The 23,492-nt window shown below is 45.4% G+C and carries 23 protein-coding genes; 9 read left to right on the top strand and 14 right to left on the bottom strand.

Features of this window, described 5'->3' with window-relative positions; translation table 11 throughout:
* Positions 1 to 57 precede the first annotated feature (57 nt).
* Positions 58 to 1,179 (top strand): alkene reductase, encoded by a 1,122-nt coding sequence (locus ACFI6L_RS05635; protein ID WP_014950565.1) that lies wholly within the window; start codon positions 58 to 60, stop codon positions 1,177 to 1,179.
* Between the two features lie 100 nt (positions 1,180 to 1,279).
* Here the strand turns inward: ACFI6L_RS05635 and ACFI6L_RS05630 are convergent, their stop codons facing one another.
* Positions 1,280 to 1,726: an SRPBCC family protein gene (locus ACFI6L_RS05630; protein WP_014950566.1), complete on the bottom strand. Its 447-nt coding sequence runs from the start codon at positions 1,724 to 1,726 to the stop codon at positions 1,280 to 1,282.
* 201 nt (positions 1,727 to 1,927) lie between these two features.
* Positions 1,928 to 3,739 carry a trans-sulfuration enzyme family protein gene (locus tag ACFI6L_RS05625; RefSeq protein ID WP_462573575.1) on the bottom strand — a complete coding sequence of 604 codons (1,812 nt, stop codon included), beginning with the start codon at positions 3,737 to 3,739 and terminating at the stop codon, positions 1,928 to 1,930.
* Positions 3,740 to 3,894: 155 nt separating this feature from the next.
* On the opposite strand from ACFI6L_RS05625, the gene ACFI6L_RS05620 reads away from it, so the two are divergent.
* Positions 3,895 to 4,887 (top strand): D-2-hydroxyacid dehydrogenase, encoded by a 993-nt coding sequence (locus tag ACFI6L_RS05620; RefSeq protein ID WP_462573574.1) that lies wholly within the window; start codon positions 3,895 to 3,897, stop codon positions 4,885 to 4,887.
* Between the two features lie 72 nt (positions 4,888 to 4,959).
* Here the strand turns inward: ACFI6L_RS05620 and ACFI6L_RS05615 are convergent, their stop codons facing one another.
* Both ACFI6L_RS05615 and erpA read right to left on the bottom strand, forming a co-directional pair.
* Positions 4,960 to 5,532: a glutathione S-transferase family protein gene (locus ACFI6L_RS05615; protein WP_239241709.1), complete on the bottom strand. Its 573-nt coding sequence runs from the start codon at positions 5,530 to 5,532 to the stop codon at positions 4,960 to 4,962.
* 191 nt (positions 5,533 to 5,723) lie between these two features.
* Positions 5,724 to 6,068 (bottom strand): iron-sulfur cluster insertion protein ErpA, encoded by a 345-nt coding sequence (gene erpA / locus ACFI6L_RS05610; RefSeq protein WP_014950570.1) that lies wholly within the window; start codon positions 6,066 to 6,068, stop codon positions 5,724 to 5,726.
* A 248-nt stretch (positions 6,069 to 6,316) separates the two neighbouring features.
* Between erpA and ACFI6L_RS05605 the strand changes: the two genes are divergently transcribed.
* Positions 6,317 to 7,150, top strand: a complete 834-nt coding sequence (locus ACFI6L_RS05605) for a polyphosphate kinase 2 family protein (RefSeq protein WP_462573573.1) — start codon at positions 6,317 to 6,319, stop codon at positions 7,148 to 7,150.
* A 48-nt stretch (positions 7,151 to 7,198) separates the two neighbouring features.
* Here ACFI6L_RS05605 and minE read toward each other — a convergent pair whose 3' ends face one another.
* The 5 genes from minE to ACFI6L_RS05580 form a co-directional block, all read right to left on the bottom strand.
* Positions 7,199 to 7,459 (bottom strand): cell division topological specificity factor MinE, encoded by a 261-nt coding sequence (gene minE / locus ACFI6L_RS05600; protein ID WP_014950572.1) that lies wholly within the window; start codon positions 7,457 to 7,459, stop codon positions 7,199 to 7,201.
* A complete protein-coding gene (gene minD, locus ACFI6L_RS05595) occupies positions 7,459 to 8,268 on the bottom strand; it encodes a septum site-determining protein MinD (RefSeq protein ID WP_061486478.1) in 810 nt (269 codons plus the stop codon). Before minD ends, minE begins: the two co-directional genes overlap by 1 nt.
* Before the next feature lie 30 nt (positions 8,269 to 8,298).
* Positions 8,299 to 9,081 carry a septum site-determining protein MinC gene (minC, locus tag ACFI6L_RS05590; protein ID WP_427270562.1) on the bottom strand — a complete coding sequence of 261 codons (783 nt, stop codon included), beginning with the start codon at positions 9,079 to 9,081 and terminating at the stop codon, positions 8,299 to 8,301.
* Positions 9,082 to 9,433: 352 nt separating this feature from the next.
* On the bottom strand, positions 9,434 to 10,807 hold the full coding sequence (locus ACFI6L_RS05585) for a class II fumarate hydratase (protein ID WP_462573572.1): 1,374 nt from the start codon (positions 10,805 to 10,807) through the stop codon (positions 9,434 to 9,436).
* A gap of 153 nt (positions 10,808 to 10,960) precedes the next feature.
* Positions 10,961 to 11,299 carry a hypothetical protein gene (locus ACFI6L_RS05580; RefSeq protein ID WP_014980170.1) on the bottom strand — a complete coding sequence of 113 codons (339 nt, stop codon included), beginning with the start codon at positions 11,297 to 11,299 and terminating at the stop codon, positions 10,961 to 10,963.
* 190 nt (positions 11,300 to 11,489) lie between these two features.
* Between ACFI6L_RS05580 and azu the strand changes: the two genes are divergently transcribed.
* Together azu and ACFI6L_RS05570 are read left to right on the top strand one after the other, a co-directional pair.
* Positions 11,490 to 11,939 carry an azurin gene (gene azu / locus ACFI6L_RS05575; protein WP_014950577.1) on the top strand — a complete coding sequence of 150 codons (450 nt, stop codon included), beginning with the start codon at positions 11,490 to 11,492 and terminating at the stop codon, positions 11,937 to 11,939.
* Between the two features lie 342 nt (positions 11,940 to 12,281).
* Positions 12,282 to 13,517: a putative manganese transporter gene (locus ACFI6L_RS05570; protein WP_156086867.1), complete on the top strand. Its 1,236-nt coding sequence runs from the start codon at positions 12,282 to 12,284 to the stop codon at positions 13,515 to 13,517.
* Positions 13,518 to 13,575: 58 nt separating this feature from the next.
* Here the strand turns inward: ACFI6L_RS05570 and ACFI6L_RS05565 are convergent, their stop codons facing one another.
* Positions 13,576 to 14,283: a DUF6776 family protein gene (locus ACFI6L_RS05565; RefSeq protein WP_039226369.1), complete on the bottom strand. Its 708-nt coding sequence runs from the start codon at positions 14,281 to 14,283 to the stop codon at positions 13,576 to 13,578.
* A gap of 106 nt (positions 14,284 to 14,389) precedes the next feature.
* Here ACFI6L_RS05565 and ACFI6L_RS05560 point away from each other — a divergent pair, with 106 nt between their 5' ends.
* The 3 genes from ACFI6L_RS05560 to ACFI6L_RS05550 all read left to right on the top strand — a co-directional run bounded on the left by ACFI6L_RS05560 (position 14,390) and on the right by ACFI6L_RS05550 (position 16,884).
* Positions 14,390 to 16,066, top strand: coding sequence for a chloride channel protein (locus ACFI6L_RS05560; RefSeq protein WP_039235311.1), 1,677 nt, complete (start codon positions 14,390 to 14,392; stop codon positions 16,064 to 16,066).
* Position 16,067: 1 nt separating this feature from the next.
* Complete coding sequence (locus ACFI6L_RS05555; protein ID WP_462573571.1) at positions 16,068 to 16,496, top strand: CopD family protein; 429 nt, start codon at positions 16,068 to 16,070, stop codon at positions 16,494 to 16,496.
* Between the two features lie 196 nt (positions 16,497 to 16,692).
* Positions 16,693 to 16,884 carry a hypothetical protein gene (locus ACFI6L_RS05550; RefSeq protein WP_014950582.1) on the top strand — a complete coding sequence of 64 codons (192 nt, stop codon included), beginning with the start codon at positions 16,693 to 16,695 and terminating at the stop codon, positions 16,882 to 16,884.
* Between the two features lie 60 nt (positions 16,885 to 16,944).
* Here the strand turns inward: ACFI6L_RS05550 and ACFI6L_RS05545 are convergent, their stop codons facing one another.
* Positions 16,945 to 17,646, bottom strand: coding sequence for a UPF0149 family protein (locus ACFI6L_RS05545; RefSeq protein ID WP_014977279.1), 702 nt, complete (start codon positions 17,644 to 17,646; stop codon positions 16,945 to 16,947).
* Between the two features lie 254 nt (positions 17,647 to 17,900).
* Between ACFI6L_RS05545 and ACFI6L_RS05540 the strand changes: the two genes are divergently transcribed.
* Entirely contained in the window at positions 17,901 to 19,097 is a 1,197-nt protein-coding gene (locus ACFI6L_RS05540; RefSeq protein WP_014977280.1) for an Nramp family divalent metal transporter, read from the top strand.
* 215 nt (positions 19,098 to 19,312) lie between these two features.
* On the opposite strand, the gene ACFI6L_RS05535 is transcribed toward ACFI6L_RS05540, so the two are convergent.
* The 3 genes from ACFI6L_RS05535 to typA form a co-directional block, all read right to left on the bottom strand.
* Positions 19,313 to 20,488, bottom strand: coding sequence for a MalY/PatB family protein (locus ACFI6L_RS05535; protein WP_462557681.1), 1,176 nt, complete (start codon positions 20,486 to 20,488; stop codon positions 19,313 to 19,315).
* 263 nt (positions 20,489 to 20,751) lie between these two features.
* Positions 20,752 to 21,129 carry a response regulator gene (locus ACFI6L_RS05530; RefSeq protein WP_014950586.1) on the bottom strand — a complete coding sequence of 126 codons (378 nt, stop codon included), beginning with the start codon at positions 21,127 to 21,129 and terminating at the stop codon, positions 20,752 to 20,754.
* Between the two features lie 361 nt (positions 21,130 to 21,490).
* Positions 21,491 to 23,323, bottom strand: a complete 1,833-nt coding sequence (typA, locus tag ACFI6L_RS05525; protein WP_014950587.1) for a translational GTPase TypA — start codon at positions 23,321 to 23,323, stop codon at positions 21,491 to 21,493.
* Positions 23,324 to 23,492: the final 169 nt, after the last annotated feature.

The raw sequence follows: 23,492 nt of genomic DNA, 5'->3' as shown, positions 1-23,492 counted from the left end.
CACCAATACGCTTAGCGCTTCAACATCAATCTATTCTACGTTGAATAAGGAATAAGAATGACAGACTCAGTACTTTTTAGCTCGTTTGATTGGGCAGAGAATACATTGCAAAACCGCATGGTATTAGCCCCTATGACGAGAGGTAGAGCTGGCGCCGATCGCATACCCAATAAAATTATGGGCGATCACTATGTACAACGCGCAGATGCAGGGCTCATTATTACTGAAGCAACGGCCATTTCAGAAGAAGGCATTGGCTGGGTTGATACCCCTGGAATTTATACCGACAAAATGGTCGAGGGCTGGCGCTCGGTGGTCAATAGAGTGCACGAGGCAGGGGGAAAAATCGTTTTGCAGCTCTGGCATACTGGACGCGCATCACACAGCGATTTCCACAATGGAAATTTGCCCCTGTCTGCATCAGCAATAAAAATTGAAGGGGACGAAATTCACACGCCTAAAGGCAAGAAGTCCTACGAAGTGCCGAAGGCGATGACCTTTGACGATATAAAACGCACAGTACAAGACTACAAAAAAGCTGCCATTAACGCCAAGGCAGCCGGATTCGACGGTGTGGAAGTTCATGCGGCAAATGGCTATCTCATCAATCAATTTTTGGATAGCCGCAGCAATCAGCGCACCGATAATTATGGTGGTAGTGTCGATAACCGCTACCGCTTTTTGGCCGAGGTGATGGACGCAGTATTGAGCGTGTGGGATAAGGAGCACGTTGGCGTGAGATTATCGCCAAACGGTGTATTTAACGATATGGGGGCCGATGATTTTCGTGAAACCTTTACCTTTGTTGCCCAACAGCTAAACAAATTGGAGATAGGTTATTTACACGTAATGGATGGCTTGGCCTTTGGCTTCCATGAACGAGGCGAAGCCATGACCCTTGCTGAGTTTAGAGCACTATTCGACGGTATGATAATCGGAAACTGTGGCTACACCAAAGAAGAAGCCGAGAAACGTTTATCTGATGGCGATGGTGACATGATTGCGTTTGGAAGGCCTTGGATCACGAATCCAGATCTTCCGACACGATTTAAGCATAATTACCCTCTCGAGTCCTTTGACGATCCATCGTCGTGGTACGGAGGTGGTGTTGAAGGCTACAACGATTTTGAAACCTACCGCGAGAAGAGTGGGAAGGACGCGATGACTTCGCTGACCTAATTGTCTTTGGGCAGAGCCTAGCGCTCTGCCCTTTTCAAAAGCGTTATTTGAAATAACACGATGCGTAATGCTAACGCGTTCTCACTATTTTAGTATGGCCTTAGTTAAACGACTTTTTCTTAGCGGCTAATACGGCAAGTTTTTCTAGACACGACATCCACGCGTAGTTGTGCTGATCGCACTCTTGCTTATTGAGAAAGCCCTGCTGAATGAGCACCAACCTTACATTCCCCTCTTCGGTCTTTTCGAAGTGAATGTCTACTGATGTCATCACCGACTCTTCCATATCATCTTCCCACGCCCAGGAAAACGACAGCTGCTCGTTCGCTAAAATAGTCACATACTCACCAGTTAATGACATTTCAATACCGCTGGGATCCATCATCTTTATGCGATAGCGACCGCCTTCCTTGAAATCACTCATGATTTGTGTGACCGAACAATCGCCCGGTGCAAACCACTCACTAAGATATTCAGGCTCGTGAAATGCTGCAAAAACAAAGGGCAATGATGCATCTAGCGTTACATCAATTTTAAACTCGTGCATAAGGCTGCCTTAGATATTCTTTGACGTTAAAGATCTGTGTCTATCTTACCTTATAACAAAAGTTAGGCGCTCTAGCGTCATTTACCTTTGCTATAAATAAAAAAATCCCGAGCCCGCGTAAGGAAAGGCCCGGGAGAAGGAGAACATCCTCAATATTTTTTATCGACAGCTCAAAGCAACTTCTTGAGCTAAAAAATGAACCTATGCACCTTTCATCAGTGAATCCATACTGGCCTTGCTGCCAAAGTGCTGTGAACTTACTCTTTCACTTACCGACAAATACAGATTGTCGATGTCGGCATTTGCCATAAACTTTTCACAAAATCCTGGAGCATGAGGCTCGATAAAATGTTTGGCGGCTAGCATAAAGTGGGCAATGAGCTGTTTAACGTTGTCGGTACCCATGGCAATACGCATAGTCGTCAGTTCTATCCCTGCTTTCTTCTGCTCGTCTGAGCTGAGCTCAGAGTGAGAGGTCAGCGCCGGGCATAAAATTATCGTATTATTCTGGCCAATACTCACTTGGTGGCTGAATGCAGGCTCTAGGGCATCGAAGAACCGCACAAATACATCGCGAGGCAGGTTTGCCGGCGCCATATCAACCGTGAATAAAGTGCACGGCCAGCCGTGTGTATGCTGCTTTTCACGCAAACCGGCATTACTGTGTTCAGGCAGTGCGTGACAGTTAACGCGAATTTGATCGTGGGCATTCAAAAATGCAGTAAACACTTGCGTATTGATGACCTTGGTCATCATGCGCTGCTCTAAGGTCTTCATGCCGTTTAATACATCAAAGGCCTTTTCAGAATCTAAGAACGCACCTTTGATGTAGTACACATCCCAAAACATGGTCTGTGACCAATCAACACCATTTGCTGAACTGCCTTTTGGCTGGAACATGCGGTGCCCTTCGCCAATAACTACGCCTGCTGTGGTAGCACCGCTACCACACAAATCTTTAGTGTAGCTGTGGATCACATAGTCTGGTCGTGCAGCTTTGTTTTTATGCTGAAGTGGCTGGTGCAGTACAGGTGTCGCAAGGGTGGAGTCCAACATTACCAACGCATCTTGTGCATGCGCTAATTCACAGATCCCAGGCACATCCAATACGTAACCATGTGGGTTACAAGGCGACTCTAAATACACGTGCATTTTCGCACCATTGTTCAAGCGCGACGCATGTTCAGTTTTAGTTTGCTGCATGAACTCTGCAAAGCTCTGTGCGTCATAACCGTCAAACCACGCAATCTGTATGTCCATTCGGTTGCTGCGGGCGAAATAATCATGAAGTAGCTGGTACACTCCGCCGTACACGTTCCTCGAAACAATCAGTACATCGCCATGACTAAGAACATTTGATAAACACGCATCAATGGCAGCCATGCCCGAGTTGAAGTTCCAGGCTAGATATTCGGCAGCGTAAGGACCCGCTTCCATATCCACAATGGCGTTAGCAAGGGAAATATTCGTTGGGTTTAACAGACGTGAATAAATTTGGTGAGTAAATTCTTTGCCTTGAAACGCGTCGTCGACCCATTCAGTACAGGCATACACATAAGTCGCTGTTCTTACCACCACGGGTGTTGCAGAAAAAAGTGCCGTGACATTGTCGAACAGTGGATAGTGCCCTTGCGAGCCATTGCCACTCGACAAACTTTGGTACGTGGCACGAAATGGGTTTTGCAGCGTATCCAGTATCTTCGCAATTTGAAAAGACAGAAACTTTTTAGCGTTGAAATATGCCAGTCTGTCTTCTTTATCAAGTCCTTGTAGCGTATTACTCGTAATATCCCATAGCTGCATAACGCTTGCTTGAGCACCATATAAGTGATGAGCGGTGTTGGCGAGTGCCCTACCGTAGTCGCTCTCAGCATTTATACCGAAATGAGATAATTGTTCCTCAACTAAAGCCTGCGTTGTTTCGGCTTGGGTCGTGTTACGCTTAGGTGAAAGCACCTTAGCGTGCGTTACATCAACATCTGTTGAGTTTTGGAATTTGTTTTCTGACTGCATAGCGATTCCGTTGCAAATTGACTTCAGGTGCATGTACATGACACCAACACTGTTTACAAAAATGTAAAACTTAAATCACATTTTTAGAACAATTGGCATTACGATTGTGCAGTCAGACAGAGGAAAGAAAAGTTTACTTTAGGAGTGTTAAGCAAATGACAGCAAGGAGTTCAAAGAGGATTGAACTGACTATTTTAAGCGATGAGGCGAATGATATTGCCGACGCGATTCGCCAAAGAATAGCAGATAATAACGACTTCATAGGCGCTGATGGTCTCCCGCTTTTAACACTTAAACAAATTGCTCAATGCCCTGAAGATGTAAATTCAGAAACCGTTACGGTACTGCTTGCAGACCCCGACCTTGCGTCTCGAATTATTGATACATGTTCAGCACTCACCTGGTGTCAGTCTACCTGGGCAGGCAATGCTCCCCTTCTAAATGCCGATAAGAAGAACTACATACTTACCGGACTAAAGGGAATTTTTGGTAAGCTAATGCGGGAATATGTTTTTGCTTACTTGCTTGGGCATGCCAGAAACGTAAAGGCTTTTGAGCAAAACCAGCGTGCCGCTCAGCCAATTTGGGAAGCATCAAAGCGAATGCCGCTAAATGGACAAACGCTTGGCATTGCTGGACTGGGCAGTATTGGGCAAGCATTGATCCCCGTTGCTCACGCATTGGGTATGAGCGTTGTGGGTTTAACCCGAAGCGGGCAAGCACTGGAAGGTGCCGATGCTGTTTATACACCCAACACTATCGAAGCATTTGCCAGAGCATGTGACCACGTGGTGAATTTAATGCCCGACACGCCATCTACGCAAAACATGCTTTCTCACGAATTTTTTAGTGCGCTGAAACCCCACAGTGTATTTATTAACGCAGGGCGAGGCAGTGCGGTTGACGACGATGCGCTCTTGCAAGCTTTAGACAACGGCGCATTGGCCCATGCAGTATTGGACGTCTTTCGTAACGAGCCTCTCGACCCCGCTCATTCGTTTTGGCAGCACCCTCGTATTTCAGTAACCGCTCACACTGCAGCGGAATCACAGCCAAGCGACGTAGCCGACGTGTTTTTAGAGAATGCGCTGCGTTACATCAACGGTGAATCGCTTAATTATCAGTTTGATTTTGCAAAGGGCTATTAGTGTTTAAATAGCCCTTCTCGTCATCCATTCAAGGCTAAAATACAGCCTGTCTGTAGCTAGTTACGCTGACGCTTAAATTCTAGGGTCAGTTGCCGTTATCTCAATGCGATCATGGTGCTTTTCATGAAACGATAACAGCTGAGGATAATCCTTCATGCTGTGTAGCTCACGGAAAAGTACCCAGTCAATCATGCTGTACAAACAGATTTCGGGATAAGTCCAACCACTAAATCCACCCGCATCAAGCTGGTTTGACAGCGCATCTAACACAGCTTCAATTCGCTCGTTTTGAAGACGGTAATACATTTTGTCTTCGCTAATATCAATGTCTGAACGTTTCAGCAGCATAAGCTGAACAAAGGAGTCGTTAGCTGCATCAATCAGGGTTAGTTGATTCTCTTCTTCCCAACTTAACCCTTCGTGATCAAACTTATCGGCAAGGTAGTTATAAATAATGCGAGAGTCGAAAATCATTTGGCCGTCATCTTCAAGACAAGGCACTTTAAGCGTAGGGTTGCGAGAGGCGAGCAACTCGCGATCTTCACCTGAAAAAATTTGAAGATTAAGAAATTCATGTTCTGTAGACGCAAGTACGATGCGAATGCGGCGCACGTAGGGAGAAGTGGTGGAGCCATATAATTTCATAAACGCTGTCCTAAACCTTAGTCGTTCTATGAAATCAGTGTAGCCGGAATTTGAAAATAAAAGGAAGTGTTGAGAACAAGACAACCGACAGGCATACAAAATGATGCGATGTATGCCTATCGTATTAACATCAAGCGCTCAAAGCTGAACGTTCAACGCTTAAAAAGCGTAGTAGTGTATAGCTTAAGCCCTTAAACGCTAAAGCTTGCACCACAGCCACAAGTCGTCGTGGCATTTGGGTTTTGAACTAAAAACCGTGAACCTTCCAGACCATCTACATAATCGACAATGCCACCGACCAAGTATTGTAAGCTCATCGGGTCGACAACCATAGTTACGCTGTCTTTTTCAATGGTCATATCGCCTTCGTTCACCTTCTCATCGAACGTGAAACCATATTGGAAGCCAGAACAACCACCACCTGTTACGTATACACGTAATTTCAAATCAGGATTTTCTTCTTCTGAAACAAGGGCTTTCACTTTCGCTGCTGCAGCGTCTGAAAACTCAATTGGCAACGCCGTTTCTACAGACATACCCACCTCTACATTAACCTCGTGCTTTCGCACTTTGTGCTTGGTCGCAATTATCTAATACTTGCGGATAGTTAGCAATTATTGGGGCAAAACTTAACGATTCAAGTTACTGCACATTAACGGCATTTCTGTTAAGTGACACGTTGAGATAGAAAAGTTAAGTAAACTAGTTAACACTAACAGATAGAAAATAGCAGTGTGGTCAACATATCTAAAATATTGACGATACACGAATAAAGGGGCGGCATATGAGTACAACCGACAACTTCCAATTACCTTCTTCCACCCCAGTGCTGTTTGACGATTTCGGCCAGTCTCGCTTTACGAGCAAAGAAGAATACAAAGACGCGTTAGTAAAACAGCAAGAAAAACTCTTTCACGTTCAGCAATCTTACTTTCATCAGAAAAAACGAGCACTTATTGTGTTTGAAGGATGGGATGCGTCAGGGAAAGGCGGCGCTATAAGGCGTATTACTGAGAAATTAGACCCTCGTGGCGTGAGTGTATTTCCTGTGGCAAAGCCCGCAAAAGAAGACCAAGACAAACACTTTCTCTATCGCTTTTGGCAACACATCCCCTCCCCTGGCATACTTAAAATATTTGACCGCTCACACTACGGAAGAGTGCTTGTAGAAAGAGTAGATAAGTTGGTTGATGAAGAGGTATGGCAGCGCGGTTATGAAGAAATAAACGCATTTGAGAAAACGCTCAGTGACAGCGGGGTTCGTATTATCAAACTCTTTATGCATATTTCGTCAAGGGAACAGCGGGAGCGGTTTGAAGAGCGGCTGCACAATCCTTTCAAGCGCTGGAAGTTAACCGAAGAAGACTTGCATAACCGTAAGATGCGAAACGCCTACGTAGAAGCTACAAATGACATGTTCAAGTACACCCACACGCGTTGTGCGCCATGGCATGTAATTAACGGAGAGTTTAAGTGGCAAGCAAGGGTTAACGTGCTTGACGCCGTTATCGACAAACTCAGTGAAGGCGTAGATATCTCTCCGCCTCCACTTGATGAGCGTTTAATCGCGCTAGCCTCCAAACAACTAGATGTCGATGAAGATCTAATGAGCGACTAAGGTGAAAGAACGCTGGCAGGCAGCCATAACTAATTAAGCGATTAAGCCTTAGTTATTGCTGTCTGGCAAAGTCACGTTCAATTCCAGTACGCTGCAATCATCGTTATTGTCTAGCTGTACTGATACTTGATCGTCAGCAATCGTCACGTATTTGCGAATTACCTGAATAATTTCCTGCTGCATCATTGGCAAGTAATCAGGCTCTGTCCGCTTTTTACGTTCGTGCGCAACAATGATTTGTAACCGCTCTTTGGCGACCGCTGCGGTGCTTGGCTTTTGCTTCTTTTTGAGCAGGTCGAAAATTCCCATTACTTCCCTCCTAGCAGACGCTTAAAGAACCCTTTCTTCTCTGCTTCTAGGAAACGATGTGGAACAGTTTCGCCTAGCAGACGTTTTACAGCGTCAGCATAAGCTTGTCCTGCATTAGCTTCTTCGTCAAGAATAACCGGCTGACCTTGGTTAGATGCTTTCAGCACCGATTCAGATTCTGGAATAACACCCAATAGTGGAATCGCCAAAATTTCTTCAACGTCTGCAACACTTAGCATTTCAGCACTTTCAACACGACTTGGGTTGTATCGGGTTAATAAAAGGTGTTCTTTAACCGGTTCGCCCTTTTCTGCGCGCATCGATTTACTTTGAAGAATACCCAAAATACGATCTGAATCACGTACAGACGATACTTCAGGGTTAGTAACCACAATGGCTTCATCAGCGAAATACAACGCCATCTGTGCGCCTTGCTCAATCCCCGCTGGCGAATCACAGATAATAAACTCAAAGTCTTTCTTAAGCTCATCTAATACGGCCTGCACACCATCAACGGTAAGCGCGTCTTTATCGCGAGTTTGTGATGCCGGAAGAATGGAAAGGTTTTCCGTTCTTTTGTCTTTAATTAGTGCCTGTTTAAGTGAGGCCTCTTTATTAATGACGTTTACAAAATCGTAAACAACGCGGCGTTCACACCCCATGATAAGGTCTAGGTTTCGCAAGCCCACATCGAAATCTATCACTACCGTTTTATGGCCTGCTAACGCAAGTCCCGTACTTATTGCTGCACTCGATGTAGTTTTACCTACACCACCTTTTCCTGAGGTTACTACGATAATCTTTGCCATCTATTCTTTCCTATTAGTGCGTACAAAGCATTAAGCCAACGGCTCTATACGTAATGTTTCTTCTTCTAAATATACTTGTGCAGGTTTCTTCCAGCATTCACCTTTCACGGTTTCGTGCATAATGAATTGCCCTGCAATTGAAATAAGTTCCGCGTCTAACGACTGGCAAAATACACGGGCTCCCGTATTGCCTTTTACGCCTGCCAACGCGCGGCCGCGCAGGGTGCCGTAAACATGAATATTACCATCGGCAAGCAGCTCAGCCCCCTCGCTTACAGAAGCCGTTACCACCAAGTCTCCGCCTTCGGCATAGACTTGCTGACCAGAACGTACCGGACGGTTAATTACTTTGGCAGGTTTGAGCGTGGTTGCGGCTGCAGAAGCCGGTTCACTTTTTGGCGGCGCAGAAACGGTTTGATCTTGTTGTGCGGTTTGAGACGGGGTTTCGCCGCTTCCGTTATTGTTTTCACTACCATTCGCTTTGTGCGAACGAAGGGCGCTGTCTGTAAATTTGCTTTGGCTTACATCGGCTAACCCCAAATCATTGATGGTAGGCTTCAGCTCTGCCACCTCACCTTTCACGGCCATGGGCTGTAATTGCAGTCGACGACATAGCGCCACCAGCAGCTCGAACTCTGTGGCAGATAAAGGCTTTATCAAATGTAAAATCAGTGAGGAACGGGTAAAGAACTGCGGCGCGCTCGCGACCTTCTGAGATAACTGAGCTTCAAAATTATCTGGCTCAAAATCTATTACTTCTAACACAATACTGGTGAGCGTAGTGCCCTTCATGCGAAAGCAAGTTTCTGTCATTTTTTCTTCCCGAAAAGGCGTCACTTTCCTCATAGCAATTAGCCATGACAATAAGCAAAACCTATTAGCGCTAGTGTCTGTTGCTGTCTTACGCAGCTATACAATTTATTTATTGCGTCACTGTATCAAAAATCCCGTTCGCATACAGCAACTGTATACCGGTTAAAACACCTTTTACCCTGATAATAACCCTAGAACAAGCCAAGAACGTGCCAATCGTTGAGCAGTTTTTAATCAAGCGTAAATTATGCGAGTTTTTAGTGCGTCCTGTTTGTATACAAACGTCTCTTTCACGACAAAAAAAGTGCGATCATAGATCGCACTTTTTATCATCTTCGTTTTCTCACAGTGCTTAAGGTGTGGTAAGTTTTTTCGGGTCTAGTAGTGATTCTAGCTCGCCTCTGGGGATATCTGTCATCGCTTCAGCCACATCAATAACAGGCTTGTTTTCTTTGTAGGCTGTTTTTGCTATTTCAGCGGCTTTAGCATAGCCAATAACAGGGTTGAGTGCGGTGACGAGCACGGGGTTTCTGTAAAGCGCAGCTTCAATGTTATCTTGATTTACAGTAAAGCCCTCGATCGCCTGCTCGCCGATTAGCGTCGCACTGTTGGTCATTAGCGACAGACTTGAAAGCAAATTGCTGGCAATCATTGGTAGCATTACATTTAACTCAAAATTCCCAGACTGCCCACCTACAGTAATCGCCGTATCGTTACCTATTACCTGTGCTGAAGCCATCGCCACTGCTTCCGGAATAACCGGGTTTACCTTGCCGGGCATAATCGATGAACCTGGCTGTAGCGCAGGCAGCGCAATCTCACCTAAACCAGCCAAAGGCCCAGAATTCATCCAGCGCAAGTCATTAGCAATTTTCATAAGGGTGACGGCTAAACTTTTTGTCGCACCGGAAAGCGTCACTGCTGTGTCTTGAGAGCCAATCAATGCAAAGAAATTGTCAGCGGGCTTAAACGCAATGTCGGTCAGCTCCCCCAGTGTATCTGAAAATGTCGTAGCAAAATCCGCATGGGCGTTTACACCTGTTCCCACGGCAGTGCCTCCTTGGGCAAGGGTTTGAATAGCTGGCTGCACAGCGCGCAGGGTTTTAATCTGCTGCTTAAGCTGAGAAGCCCAAGCCAGTAAGCTTTGATCCATGCCTACAGGCATCGCATCCATGAGATGAGTGCGTCCGGTTTTGCAGTATTGCGCTACCGACTTTGCTTTAACTTCAATAGTACGAACTAAACTTTCAACGGCCGGTATAAGCTCGTTTGACAATGCAATAGCCGCGCTAACATGAATGGTGGTAGGGATCACATCATTTGAACTTTGCCCGTAATTTACATGATCATTCGGATGAACCTCTTCGCTGGAATAACGAAAGGCTAAGCGAGCAATGACCTCGTTGGCGTTCATGTTTGTGCTGGTGCCTGAACCAGTCTGAAATATATCAACGGGAAAATGCTGCATCACATCATCAAGTGCCAACAGCTCATCACAGGCTTTAACTATCGCTTGGCCGCGATCTTTATCCAGCACTTTGAGTTTCATGTTGGCTTGTGCTGCGGCTTTTTTTACTGTAATCAACGCGCGTACGAAGGCTTCGGGCATGCGCTGCCCGCTTACAGGGAAGTTTTGAATGGCACGCTGAGTTTGCGCGCCGTAGAGTGCATTTTCGGGGACCTGTAGCTCGCCCATACTGTCGCGTTCTGTGCGTGTTGCTGTCATGACTCGTATCCTTGTGTTGATATAGCTAGTTTTTCGGCGTGGTTGCCACGCTTTTATCAGAATCCTATTAGGGCTAGTGGCATTAGAAAACTAGGCCCTGGTAAGTGAATTATAAAAAATGGTGCACTAGCGCTTGCAGACCTTTGCTGTACATCAAAGATCAACAGGCTCTCTGGTGTTCATGTCTATTTTTATTCTCGCAAGCGCAATTCGATCACTCTCGTTACACGCGTAGCGCTCAGCTTTAAGTAACGGCTTGTACAAATGCTCTAAACAACTATGCCGCCATTGCTGACTGACCTGCGGATCGCACAGGGTTTCATAAAGCACCTCAACCGCATTTTTATAGATAGAAAATTTGTCTCTATCACTTGGCAATAAGTTGGCAACGAAAGTTACGCCATCTAGATAGTTTCTTAAAAGCGTTGAGTTCAGCTCATTGTCGTTGTATCCAAATCGAACGTGTTGAACTGCATTTCGTATCGAAGACATGTGCATCCCTTGTGCGTGAAAAAACAAAAAAGCTCGATGTACATAAAAGCGCTTTCTTTATATACCACTCAATATAAATGATAATTGTTAGCATTTACAATGATCCAGTGCTATTCTTTTTCGTAAAGAAAATTGGATCTTCCAATTCCACCGATAGGTGAAGTTAACCAAAATTCAAAGGACATTATTTATGATCAAGAAGTTACTTGGTGGCACAGCCCTTTTTCTTATGGCCTCTGGTGCATTTGCTAACGAATGCGAAGTGACTGTGGAATCAAACGACGCCATGCAATTCAATACGTCGAACGTTGTTATCCCGGCGAGTTGTAGCGAGTTTACCGTGACTTTAAAGCACACAGGTCAGTTACCTAAACAAGCCATGGGCCATAACTGGGTGATGACAACAAAAGCCAACGGACAAGCAGTGGCAACAGACGGTATGAGTGCGGGTTTAGACAACAATTACGTTAAGCCAGACGATGAGCGCGTAATTGGCGCGACTGACATTATTGGCGGCGGTGAACAAACTTCAACGACCTTTTCTGTTGAAGGGTTAAGCAAAGATGAAGAATACATGTTTTTCTGCTCGTTCCCTGGTCACATCGGCATCATGAAAGGCACAGTTACGCTTTCGAGCTAAGGCGTTGCGAAAACTAGGCGTGCTTAACTAGGGCCTGTTGACCTTTGTTGTACATTTTTGCAGCGGTCTGTGTGCCATCTAGACAAGGCGAATGTTTGACGGTTTAGTGGTTCTAAATCGAGAACATTCAACGCAGTATAGATGGCACAAAGGCGCTGCCCGAAGGGGTCGTTATGGAAGCCTTTTACTCTTTGTCACAGTCCTTTAACTTAGCCCGCTAGGCTTGCAGGACTGTTTCGCGATTAAAAGGCTTCCATTTAGACCAAAATTCGTACACCAAAGGTCAACAGGCCCTAGGCACGCCTTAAACATGGATAACAGTAGGTCGAGGGTGTAGTTGTAATGGATACGGCGTCTCACACATCAAAAAGCGCTAAGGCGGTGGTCCGGTATAAGCACTTACCTTCTTTTACTAGCGCCCTATTAAGAAACGTTTTTTTTCCTCACTTAACCAATAAACGGCTGTTGATGCCGCTGTTTATAGCCATTCTTCTTACTTATAACAGCACCCGTGCGATTACCTTATCGGTGTTGTCAGATGCATTTTTTCAAGTGGCAGCGTTTGTATATGCATCGCTTGCGCTTTATTACGTCGCCACGTTACGCGTTTCGGCCGAAGCCATTGGTAATTATATGAAAGCGCACCCTGTACATGAGGTAGGATTATCTGCCCTACTTGGTGCTCTGCCAGGCTGCGGCGGTGCTATTATCGTTGTCACTCAGTACACGCGAGGTGTGACAAGCTTTGGAGCTGTGGTAGCAGTGCTAACCAGCACTATGGGCGATGCCGCATTTCTGTTACTCGCCCAAGCACCGTTAGATGCCTTAACCGTAATGGCCGTCAGCGTCACGGTGGGTGCAATGACGGGGCTAGTGGTCAATAAATTTCATAATTACCAGGCTCCTGAAGCCGATGGTGCGCTCCAACAATCGCAAAACTGTGATAAACCCAAAACAGTAAGCCACAAAGCCATATCACTTTCTAAAGTATTCTGGATGATTGCGAGCTTACCCTCGTTGGCGATTGCGCTTGGTTTGGCCTTTCAACTTCCCGTACACAGTTACCTTGCTATCAGTGAAAGTACGCTAACGCTGATTGGTGCCGCGTTATGTATTTCGAGCCTTGGACTATGGTCTTTGTGTGGTTCGGGAAGCGGATACGCTTCGATTACGAAAGAGGATTTAATTCCGCCTCCGCCTAAATGGCAAGAGAAAGCCGCACTAGACACGCAGTTTGTATTGGCATGGGTAGTACTCGCTTTTCTTATGTTCGAGCTGTCTGTTGTCTGGTTTGGGCTAGACATTGCAGGGCTGCTTCAATCCATGGGTCCCGGCTTAGTTGGCCTGGCGATCATCATCGGGTTCTTACCTGGTTGCGGTCCGCAGATATTGGTAACCAGCTTATACCTTAATGGCGCAGTTCCATTTTCAGCACAACTTGGCAATGCAATAAGTAATGACGGCGACGCGTTGTTTCCCGCCATTGCGCTTTCACCCAAAGCAGCGCTTATTGCCACAGTGTACTCTGCTATTCCTGCATTTCTTGTGGGTTATGGCTACTGGTATTTGTTTGAATAAAGCTTTCGATGCGTTAAAAGGTTGAATTAACGGATAGGCTAGCGCTGCCCCACAGCGATTACTCTATTTCGACAGAAAGCGCTTCATTCCACGGCACGCTTATCTCATAGTTGCCTTTACGGGTTTTGTATTGATAGACCGTTGTAGAAAAACTAATGGATTCGGGGTTTATATCTTCCTCGATAGTGAGAGTTACGTTAACGGCTTGGAAAAAGCGAAAGCGGTATTTGATATCTTCTGCCAGCAGGCTCGATTCGCCCGATTTCAGCGTGATCGCTTCACTGTTTCGCTGACCGACTACGGCGATATCTAAATTGCCATTTATCACTGCTTTTTGCTGTTTAGACTGCAGCAGAACCAACCTAAGTTGATAGGTATTGTCACTTAACTTAAAAACTTCTACCCCTTCAATGGCAAAACCTTCGTCGGTTTTCTCAGGCGCCACGACGCGTTCATAGAAACTCAGTAATTCCTGTTGCGCCTCAAGTTCTTTTTTTTGTTCGCCTAACGTATTGGTAATGCTCTCCGTCTCGAGCGTGGCAAGCTCCATGGCGACTTCCAGCTGATTCACTTTGGTAGTAAGCGCATGGTTTTCTTCAGACAAAATAGCAATAGTTTCTTGCTGAGCCTGTACTTTCTTGCTGTCGCCTTCGTCAATAATTCGCGCTAGCTTATAGCCGAACCCAACCATGGCAAACATAATAAGCGCCACTAACAGTGTCCACTTGTAGTTGCCTAAAACTTCTTTTAACTGATCTGTCGTCATGATATCTACATCAACAAAAAACACCGTGCGCTAAGGCGCTCTAAACATTATGAATTTTAGGTGTTTATGGTAAGCTTCTTTTTACGTTAATCTACTGTACCACAACATGCGCTTGCAGGCTTTAAGAGAGGAAGTAGCTCATCCACGCACATCCATTCAGTTGTGCATGCTGGGCATTGTAGGGGGAACATGCGCGGCGCTTATCATTATACTGTTTCGGCTGTGCGTAGAATGGCTACAAGAAACAGGCGTTTCGTCGCTTCAGTCGGTGCTTACCTATGACTGGTTGGTTTGGCTTATCATGCCATTTATCAGTGTAGGGTTAATTCTATTTATCGCCTTTCTTACGGGCTTCAAGCACTACCGTTTAGGTATTCCCTTCGTTATTCATCGAGTGAAGTACTATTACGGTCATATTCCATTTAGAACCACCATTAACCAGTTCTTTGGAGGCATGCTAGCCCTGGCCGGTGGTTTCGTTGTTGGTCGAGAAGGCCCTTCCGTTCATTTAGGCGCGTCAGGCAGTAGTTTCTTAGGGCAATGGCTTCGCTTGCCTTACAACAGTATTCGAATACTTGCAGGCTGCGGCATTGCGGCAGGGATCTCCGCATCCTTCAACACCCCGTTTGCTGCCGTAATATTCGTGATGGAAGTGGTACTTAGGGAATACAAAATACATATTTTTGTTCCTGTCATGCTGGCTGCTGCCTGTGGCTCGGTGCTCACTCGCATTGTATTTGGGGAAGTAAACGAGCTTTCGTTTTTATCGTTTAATGCATTTAGCCAGTGGATGTATTTTTACTTGGTGCTACTAGGCATTCTGTTAGGCATGCTGGCCGTTTTATTCAATAGCCAGCTCATGCGGGTGATGACGTGGTTCAGGCCGGTTTCCATGGTGTGGCGCTTAATACTTGCTGCGCTAATTACCGGAACCATTGGTATGTTTATACCTGAAGCCCTTGGCGCCAACTTTATCGATGTTGAGCACTTATTTGATAGCTCCCCCGGCGCGCTGCTGTTGGTTTCTACTTTGGTGTTTAAAGTTATCTTGGCGGTATTTGCTATTGGCCTCGGTATTCCAGGAGGGATCATCGGCCCTGTGATGGTTATTGGCATGCTTGCTGGCGCCGTACTTTTATTGCCACTGTCGTACTTTATTGACGTACCCGAATTTACCAACAGCTTCGCCCTGTTAGGCATAGCAGGCATGTTGACCGCAGTATTGCACGCGCCTCTTGCAGCGCTTTCCGCGGTTATGGAACTATCGTACAGCCCGCAAATTATTCTACCAGCCATGTTGGTAATTGTGCCTGCTTACGTGACTTCTACGCAGTTCTTTGGCAACCGCTCTATTTTCATACGCCAGCTTGATTATCAAAATCTCCCTTACGCTATCTCGTCTATTCGTGAAGCGCTTGAGAAAACGGGCGTACTTGCAGCGATGAATACTGAGTACAAGCTATTTCACGATGCGCCGGAGCAAGCGTTAATTAACTACTTAGAAAGCGATCCAACAAAAATTGTCATTCAGAAGTTAAAATTTGAAATAGATGTGCAGTATAAGCTGGTCCAATACAATGTGAGTTTGGAACACGATGCAACAGCGTTAAACTATTACGAAATGGAAGGTATTAGCGCGCAGTCTACACTGCACGAAGTATACGAACACCTTAAAAATTCGCGCTCTGGCGCAGTTTATATTTACGATCAGGAGCTAAACGATATTATTGGCGTAGTAACGTGGAATATCTTACAAAGCTTCTTACAAAAGGCTCATTATTAGTATGTACATTTTATGGTTTAAAGCGCTGCACATCTTTTTCATGCTGGCTTGGATGGCAGGACTTTTCTATTTACCGCGACTTTTCGTGTATCACGCGACAACGAAATCTCAAGTGGTAAAAGACGAATTTAAGGTCATGGAGCGCCGCCTGTGGTTCTTTATTACTCCATTCGCCTTGTTAACTCTGGCATTCGGCGTTGCGCTTATTGTCAGCTATGGTGGAACTTGGTTTAAAATGTCGGGGTGGCTTCATATAAAGTTGCTGCTGCTTCTTGCTATTTACGGCTATCACTTCTATTTGTTTAAGTTAATGAAGCAATTTGCACGCGACGAAAATAGACACTCTCCGCGCTTTTATCGCTTTTTAAATGAAGCGCCGGTGCTTATCATTCTCGCCATCGTTTGCCTAGCTGTGGTAAAACCTTTATAAAAGTTTAAGCCAAACTAAATAGTAAAGGCGCACGTACAAAGTTATTGAAAAGTCAGTACTCAAGGAACCAGTACTGCTGTGTAGTGTGAGAAGTAATTTTAAGCTTGTTGTTGAGAGTGTTGTAAGCATTGCACATAGTCGCCCAGAACCTGCTGTTTCTCGGGTTTAACAAATTGTTTTTATCGGAATGCTATACATGGATGACAGTAATCAACACCTCAAGCATTTGCTCAAACAGACAGACATTGCCTTTAAGGCGCTCATGAGGGAGCCTGCTTCAAGGCTTCTTAACGAGCAATACGAAAAGGCGAAGCTTGAATTAGACAGCTATACCGCTTCGCTTAAACACACGTTGAATCAACGGCATCAACAACAAAGACAGCGCTAATTTTGAATTAGCGTTTTTGTTTTTTGCTTCTCCTGCAGCTCCCAGTTATCAAATTTTCCCCTAGGTTACTTTGTTAAAGGTTTCAAATTGATTGGGTAACGCGCCTGCTAGCTCTCCTGACAACTTAGTGTAATCTGCCAGCACCGAAGGAAGCTGTTTAACAAGCATGTTTATATTACTTTCAAGCTGAGCAGCTTGTTTGTCGTTTCTGTAAGACAAGGCTAATTCAATATTAGCAAGCGTTGAGAAAAGCTTTAAACATCGAGACAGGCGAGCTTCTGCAGGTTCTGTTTTCTCAGGCTCGTTACTGTCACAGTCTTTCTTGTTCGCCTTACTTTTTTCTAAATGCTTTTCCCAATGGTTCCACGCATTTTGCCACACAGGTTCTAATTGCTTGTGCACGTGTAAAAGCCCACTTAGCCAGCTTTCGAGCTCTTTCGAAGGCCTCGTCGTTCCTTGCACCTCTATCGCAACGTTCAATTCACTAGGCATGGGCGACTTTTCCTGACGCATAAAATCCAAATGCGCCCGCAGGCCATTCATTAATGTATCAGCAAGCTTATCTACATCTTTGTCTACAAGGTGGCTGTCACTAGACTGTATGAGCCACGGCATCCACTGTTCGGGCATGGGAATTTCAGGCGCGGAAGCAACGGCAAAGATCATTCCATCTACATAATAAGCATTCGGAAGCACATTCTCGAAATTGGGAAGCGAAACAATATCGCTGATTGTGTTTATTGGAAACCCATCTTTCACCATTACCATCCTATTTTAATTTGCGTTCTCTTTTATGAAACGGTAGTCTGCGCGGCCACTTTGTAGAGGGCATGTTTTGTAACCTTTTATCTACCCAAAATAATGGGGAAATAAGGTAAAGAGTAAACAACAAACTTCTACACTGGGTACGCGACAATAGGTTTAAAACCAATCTGTTACTGTATTGGTTTAGCGGTACTGTTGCGTGCTCGCCTACCTATTGTCATGATAGCAAAACTTAACTAAGAGTCGTTGCAATGGCAAAAGATAAATCAGGATACATCATCGCGGCCGCCTTTATTGGCCCTGGAACAGTAACTACAGCAAGTCTGGCAGGTGCAAACTTTGGCTTTCACCTAGTATGGGCGCTCCTTTTCTCCATATTCGCAACCATAGTATTGCAAGACATGGCTGCGCGTTTAGGTGTGGCCAGCGGCCAAGGCCTAGCCAGTGCAATGAAAAATATGGCTTACAAGCCATGGCTAAAGAATCTTTTTATCGTGCTTATTGTCAGTGCTATCGGCATTGGCAACGCAGCCTATGAATCGGGCAACCTAACCGGCGCTGCAATCGGGCTAGACGCATTTATCAGTATAGGCATTGGTCCCTGGGCAAGTATTTTGGGTACGATCGCTATAGTTTTACTCTGGTCGGGCAGCTACAAGTGGATAGAGACAGTACTGGTTTATCTCGTCTTTATTATGGCTGGCGTATTTTTTATCACGCTGTTAGTAGCCAAACCTGATATCGCCGCGATGTTTAGTCAGTTAATGTCTCCGCGGCTGGACGCTGACGCCATTACTACGGTGCTGGCGCTTATTGGTACCACCATCGTGCCTTACAACTTGTTTCTTCACGCAAGCCTGGTTGCAAAATCATCGAAAGGCCAAGATAAACAAGAAGCGGTCGTCGCGTGCCGAAACCAGTCTGCTAGAGCTATTAGTATGGGTGGGCTTATTACGCTTATCGTAATGGCAACAGCAATGATGGCGTTCTTCAATCAAGCTGCCACTATGGACGCTTCGAACATGGGCGAGCAGCTTAAACCGGTTTTAGGTGACAAAGCTCAGTGGTTTTTTGCATTAGGGTTATTCGCCGCAGGCTTAACCAGTGCTATCACTGCGCCGCTAGCAGCCGCTTATGCGGTAACAGGAGCGCTGGGGCTTTCTGACGATATGCAAAGCAAGAGCTTTAAAGCGGTATGGTTTATCATCATTGTAGTAGGTGTCAGCGTTGCAGCACTTGGCTTTAAGCCCCTACCCGCCATCTTGTTTGCTCAAGCGACTAATGCTCTTTTACTGCCGATTATTGCCATATTCCTATTGGTCGTTATGAATAAAAGCACCGCACTGGGTGAATTTAGAAACACATGGAAAAGTAACCTGGCAGGCTTTCTAGTAGTGGGTACTGTGATTGGTTTAGGCCTGTATAAGCTAATCGGCGTATTTAGCTAGCTGCAAAAATGGCGAAAATGGGGTCAGAGTAATTTTCTCCCTTTGTATGTCATTATAGTGTGCACTCGCAGGTAACAGTGAAATTTCGTTACTAACAAAATAACTGCATATGAGAAGGGCCAAAGTAATACTTTGGCCCTTTTTAATAGAGAGCGTAGCTGCAAAAAGTACTCTGACCCCACTTTGGGGCTGAAAAAGTACTCTGACCCCAATTTTTAGCTGGCGAGGCGTTGCAGAATATCCTGGAGCATCGCTTTGCTGCAGCCAAAGTTAATTCTGAAATGGTCCGCCTTGTGAAAATCGATGCCTGGTGACGGGCCTACGCCTTTCTCTTCGGCCCACTGCTGGACGTTCTCTACACCTAGTCCACTGGCGTCTACCCACGCAAGGAACGTCGCATCGGCTTTGAGCATTTTAAGCCCGTCAATGCTGTTTACTGTGTTAAACACCATATCTCTGTTTTCACGCAAGTAGGTAAGTTGCTGCTGATGCCACTCGTCGCATTGAGTGAATGCTGCTTCTGTAGCCGCTAAGCCCAATACAGTAACCCAAGGTACGATGCCCGCTGCGGCATTGGTAAATGCCTGACGCAGTTGGCGATTAGGGATGATGGCAAAAGACGTTCCCAAACCAGCAATATTAAATGTTTTACTGGCAGCCATTAGCGTGACGCTATTTTCAGCAAGGTTGGACTCGCGGCCCGCCGGTATGTGCTGTTTGCCTTCTTCTAGAATAAGGTCGCAGTGGATTTCATCAGAACATAGCTTAACGTTGTTCGCGTTACAAATTTCAGCAATGCGATCTAATTCAGCTTTAGTAAGCACCGAACCTACCGGGTTCATTGGGTTACAAAGAATAAACAGCTTACATTTAGGATCAGCCGCTTCTCTTTCTAATGCTTCAAAATCTAACGTATAGCGCGCACCTTCTACACCTGAAATATTATCAGAACTTGTGCCGTCGTCATTTTGCACTACCGTGCCTATATCTACCCGTTCGAGACCATTTAGTTTTGGGGCAGCCAGTAGAGGCGGATAATTAGGTGTTTGAATAAGTACTTTATCACCGGGTTCACAATAGGCTTTACACGCTACGTTAAACGCTGGCACAACGCCTGGTGTCCACACTAGCCACTCGGGTTGAATTTCCCAATTATGCTTATCTTTAAGCCATCTCACTACAGCCTGAATGGCGCCTTCGTGATGTGCAGGCAGTATGTAACCCATGTTGCCATGCTCAACCTGGCCCGAAATGGCGTCTAGAATTGGCTGCGCGCAACGAAACTCAGTATCGGCAACCCACGCAGGAATGATGTCTTTCCCTTTGTACTTTTGCCATTTAAACGAAAATGTGTCTTTTCTGGGAGGGGTATTATCGAATAAGGCGCTCACATTACATCCTGTTGCATAAAAACTTATGCCAACAGTGTAGAATTTTAGCGCCTCATAAACTAGGGGCGTGAGATGAATTAACCCGAATTTTCTATATCGAAATGTACTTTAATAGAGATAAATTAACACGTTAAAGCCAAAGGTAAATTGCGCTTTGCTGTCCTAACCTGTTTTACATTGTCATCGTTAACCACGAAGTAGATTTTTGGCGCGCATGCACACCTTTAGCGTGCGATGCATAAAATGAAATACAACCTACAGGCTTAGCTGGCCTGCGACACCGCCTCTCTCGATTTTTGAACTAGCTCTTCCATATTGAGTGGCTTAGCAAGGAAACCGGTAACCTGAAGCTTACGCGCTTCTATCACTAACTCTTTGTTAGGGTCGGCAGTAATGAGTAAAAATGGAACGTCCAAACCCGAAGACTGGCAGGTTTTTAGAAGACTTAGTCCATCATAATCCGGCATTACTTGGTCACTGATGATCAAGCTGATAGATTCTGCGGTTTGTTGCAGCAAAAAATCCCTTGCAAATTTACTACGTGTAAATGGATACACGGTGGCGTCTAACTGCGTTTCCAACGCGTCAGTGATAAGGTCAAGCGTGATAGGATCATCTTCAACTACTGCTACAGAAAACACTACCCTTCCCCTTTTTGTTAGGTCATTAGCCGTAAATATTACAACGACTTAGCTCACGTGTTAAGGCGTCAGTCTATTGTACCAATCCGCATAGATAAATGCTCGCTGGGTATTGATCTATGCGGACTAATTTTCCAAGCATAGAATCTCTGAACGCTTTTGACCACTAACCTTTGGTCGATATTTAAACTTTTTCTAACGTTTTAGTGATAATGCTAGAAAGCAGCTTTTTTGATAGGAAGTGACGGTGTGTAAGTTGAGACACGAGTTGAAAGATTGCAGGCCAAACTCATCGGCAAAATGGAAAAAAAATGCCAGCTGACGCTGGCATTTTCAAAATCAATGTAAGTCTTAGAAGCTATTAAGACTTAGGTGCACGTGATGCACGCTTACGCTCGTTTTCTGTAAGAAGCTTCTTACGAATACGGATAGATTCAGGCGTTACTTCTACTAGTTCGTCGTCATCGATGAACTCAAGCGCTTGCTCAAGTGACATTCTGATAGGCGGAACAAGTGTTTGCGCTTCATCAGTTCCCGATGCACGAACGTTAGTAAGCTGCTTACCTTTAAGCGCGTTAACAGTAAGGTCGTTGTCACGGCTGTGAATACCGATAACCATACCTTCGTACACTTCAACACCGTGACCGATGAATAGGCGACCGCGTTCTTGAAGGTTAAACAGGGCGTTAGTTAGTGCTTTACCGTTTGCGTTAGCGATTAGAACACCGTTCTTACGCTTACCAATGATACCGCCTTTGTACGGACCATAGTGATCGAACGTGTGATATAGCAAACCAGAACCCGACGTTAACGTCATGAATTCTGTTTGGAAACCAATTAGGCCACGGCTTGGAATGATAAAGTCGATACGTACACGACCTTTACCATCAGGAGACATGTCAGTCATTTCTGCTTTACGCAGACCAAGCTGTTCCATGATTGAACCCTGGTGCTGTTCTTCACAGTCGATAGTCAAGGTTTCGTATGGTTCTTGCGTTGCGCCGTCAACTTCTTTCAGAATTACTTCTGGACGTGACACTGCAAGCTCGTAACCTTCACGACGCATGTTTTCGATAAGAATACCTAGGTGAAGTTCACCACGACCAGATACGCGGAACTTGTCCGGATCAGGCATTTCTTCAACGCGCAGTGCAACGTTGTGTACTAGTTCGTCTTTAAGGCGCTCTAGAATGTTACGTGACGTTACATACTTACCTTCTTTACCTGCAAACGGCGAGGTGTTTACTTGGAACGTCATGGTTACTGTAGGCTCGTCAACCGTAAGTGGAGGAAGTGCTTCTACAGTGTTGATGTCACAAATGGTGTCAGAGATCTTAAGTTCGCCAAGACCTGTGATTGCAATGATGTCGCCCGCGTGAGCAGATTCAACTTCGTGACGAGCAAGGCCAAGGTAGCCGTAAACTAAGCCTACTTTGCCGTTGCGCTTTTTGCCATCAGCAGTAACAACCGTTACTTGTTGATTTGGCTTAACAGAACCACGCTTAACACGACCTACGCCGATAACACCCACGTATGAGTTGTAGTCAAGCTGAGAGATCTGCATTTGGAATGCGCCGTCGATATCTGCATCAGGAGGAGAAACCTGGTCAACGATAGTTTGGAACAATGCCGTCATATCGTCTTCTTTAGTATCTGCATCTAGTGATGCCCAACCGTTAAGTGCAGACGCATAAACAACTTGGAAATCTAGCTGTTCGTCAGTTGCACCTAGGTTGTCGAATAGGTCGAAAACTTGATCCATAACCCAATCAGGACGCGCACCAGGCTTGTCGATTTTGTTGATAACAACAATTGGCTTAAGACCTTGAGCAAATGCCTTTTGCGTAACGAAACGGGTTTGTGGCATCGGGCCTTCTTGCGCATCTACAAGTAGAAGTACAGAGTCAGCCATCGACATTACACGCTCTACTTCACCACCGAAGTCAGCGTGTCCTGGAGTGTCTACGATGTTGATACGGTAGTCGTTCCAGTTAATCGCTGTGTTCTTAGCTAGGATGGTAATGCCACGTTCTTTCTCGATGTCGTTCGAGTCCATTACGCGCTCTTCTTGCTCGCCTCGAGATTCAAGGGTGCCAGACTGCTGTAACAGTTTGTCTACCAGGGTGGTCTTACCGTGGTCAACGTGGGCGATGATTGCGATGTTACGCAATTTATTAATATCAGTGGTATTCATGCTTATATAGAGCCTGTGTAAATCAACGTCTACTTCAATTCAGTGGAAAGGAGTATGCGTTAGATTTGTTGCAAAAAAATGCAGATAGAAAAATTTGCGCGGATTGTACAGAAAAACCACGACGTTTGCGCATCTTTTTTTTGATGGAAACGAGTTTTATTGGTTTTCA

The organism is Alteromonas sp. G4i35 (assembly GCF_054960375.1).
Note: the sequence above shows the minus strand (reverse complement) of the source record. Positions and strands in the feature narration are given on the sequence as shown.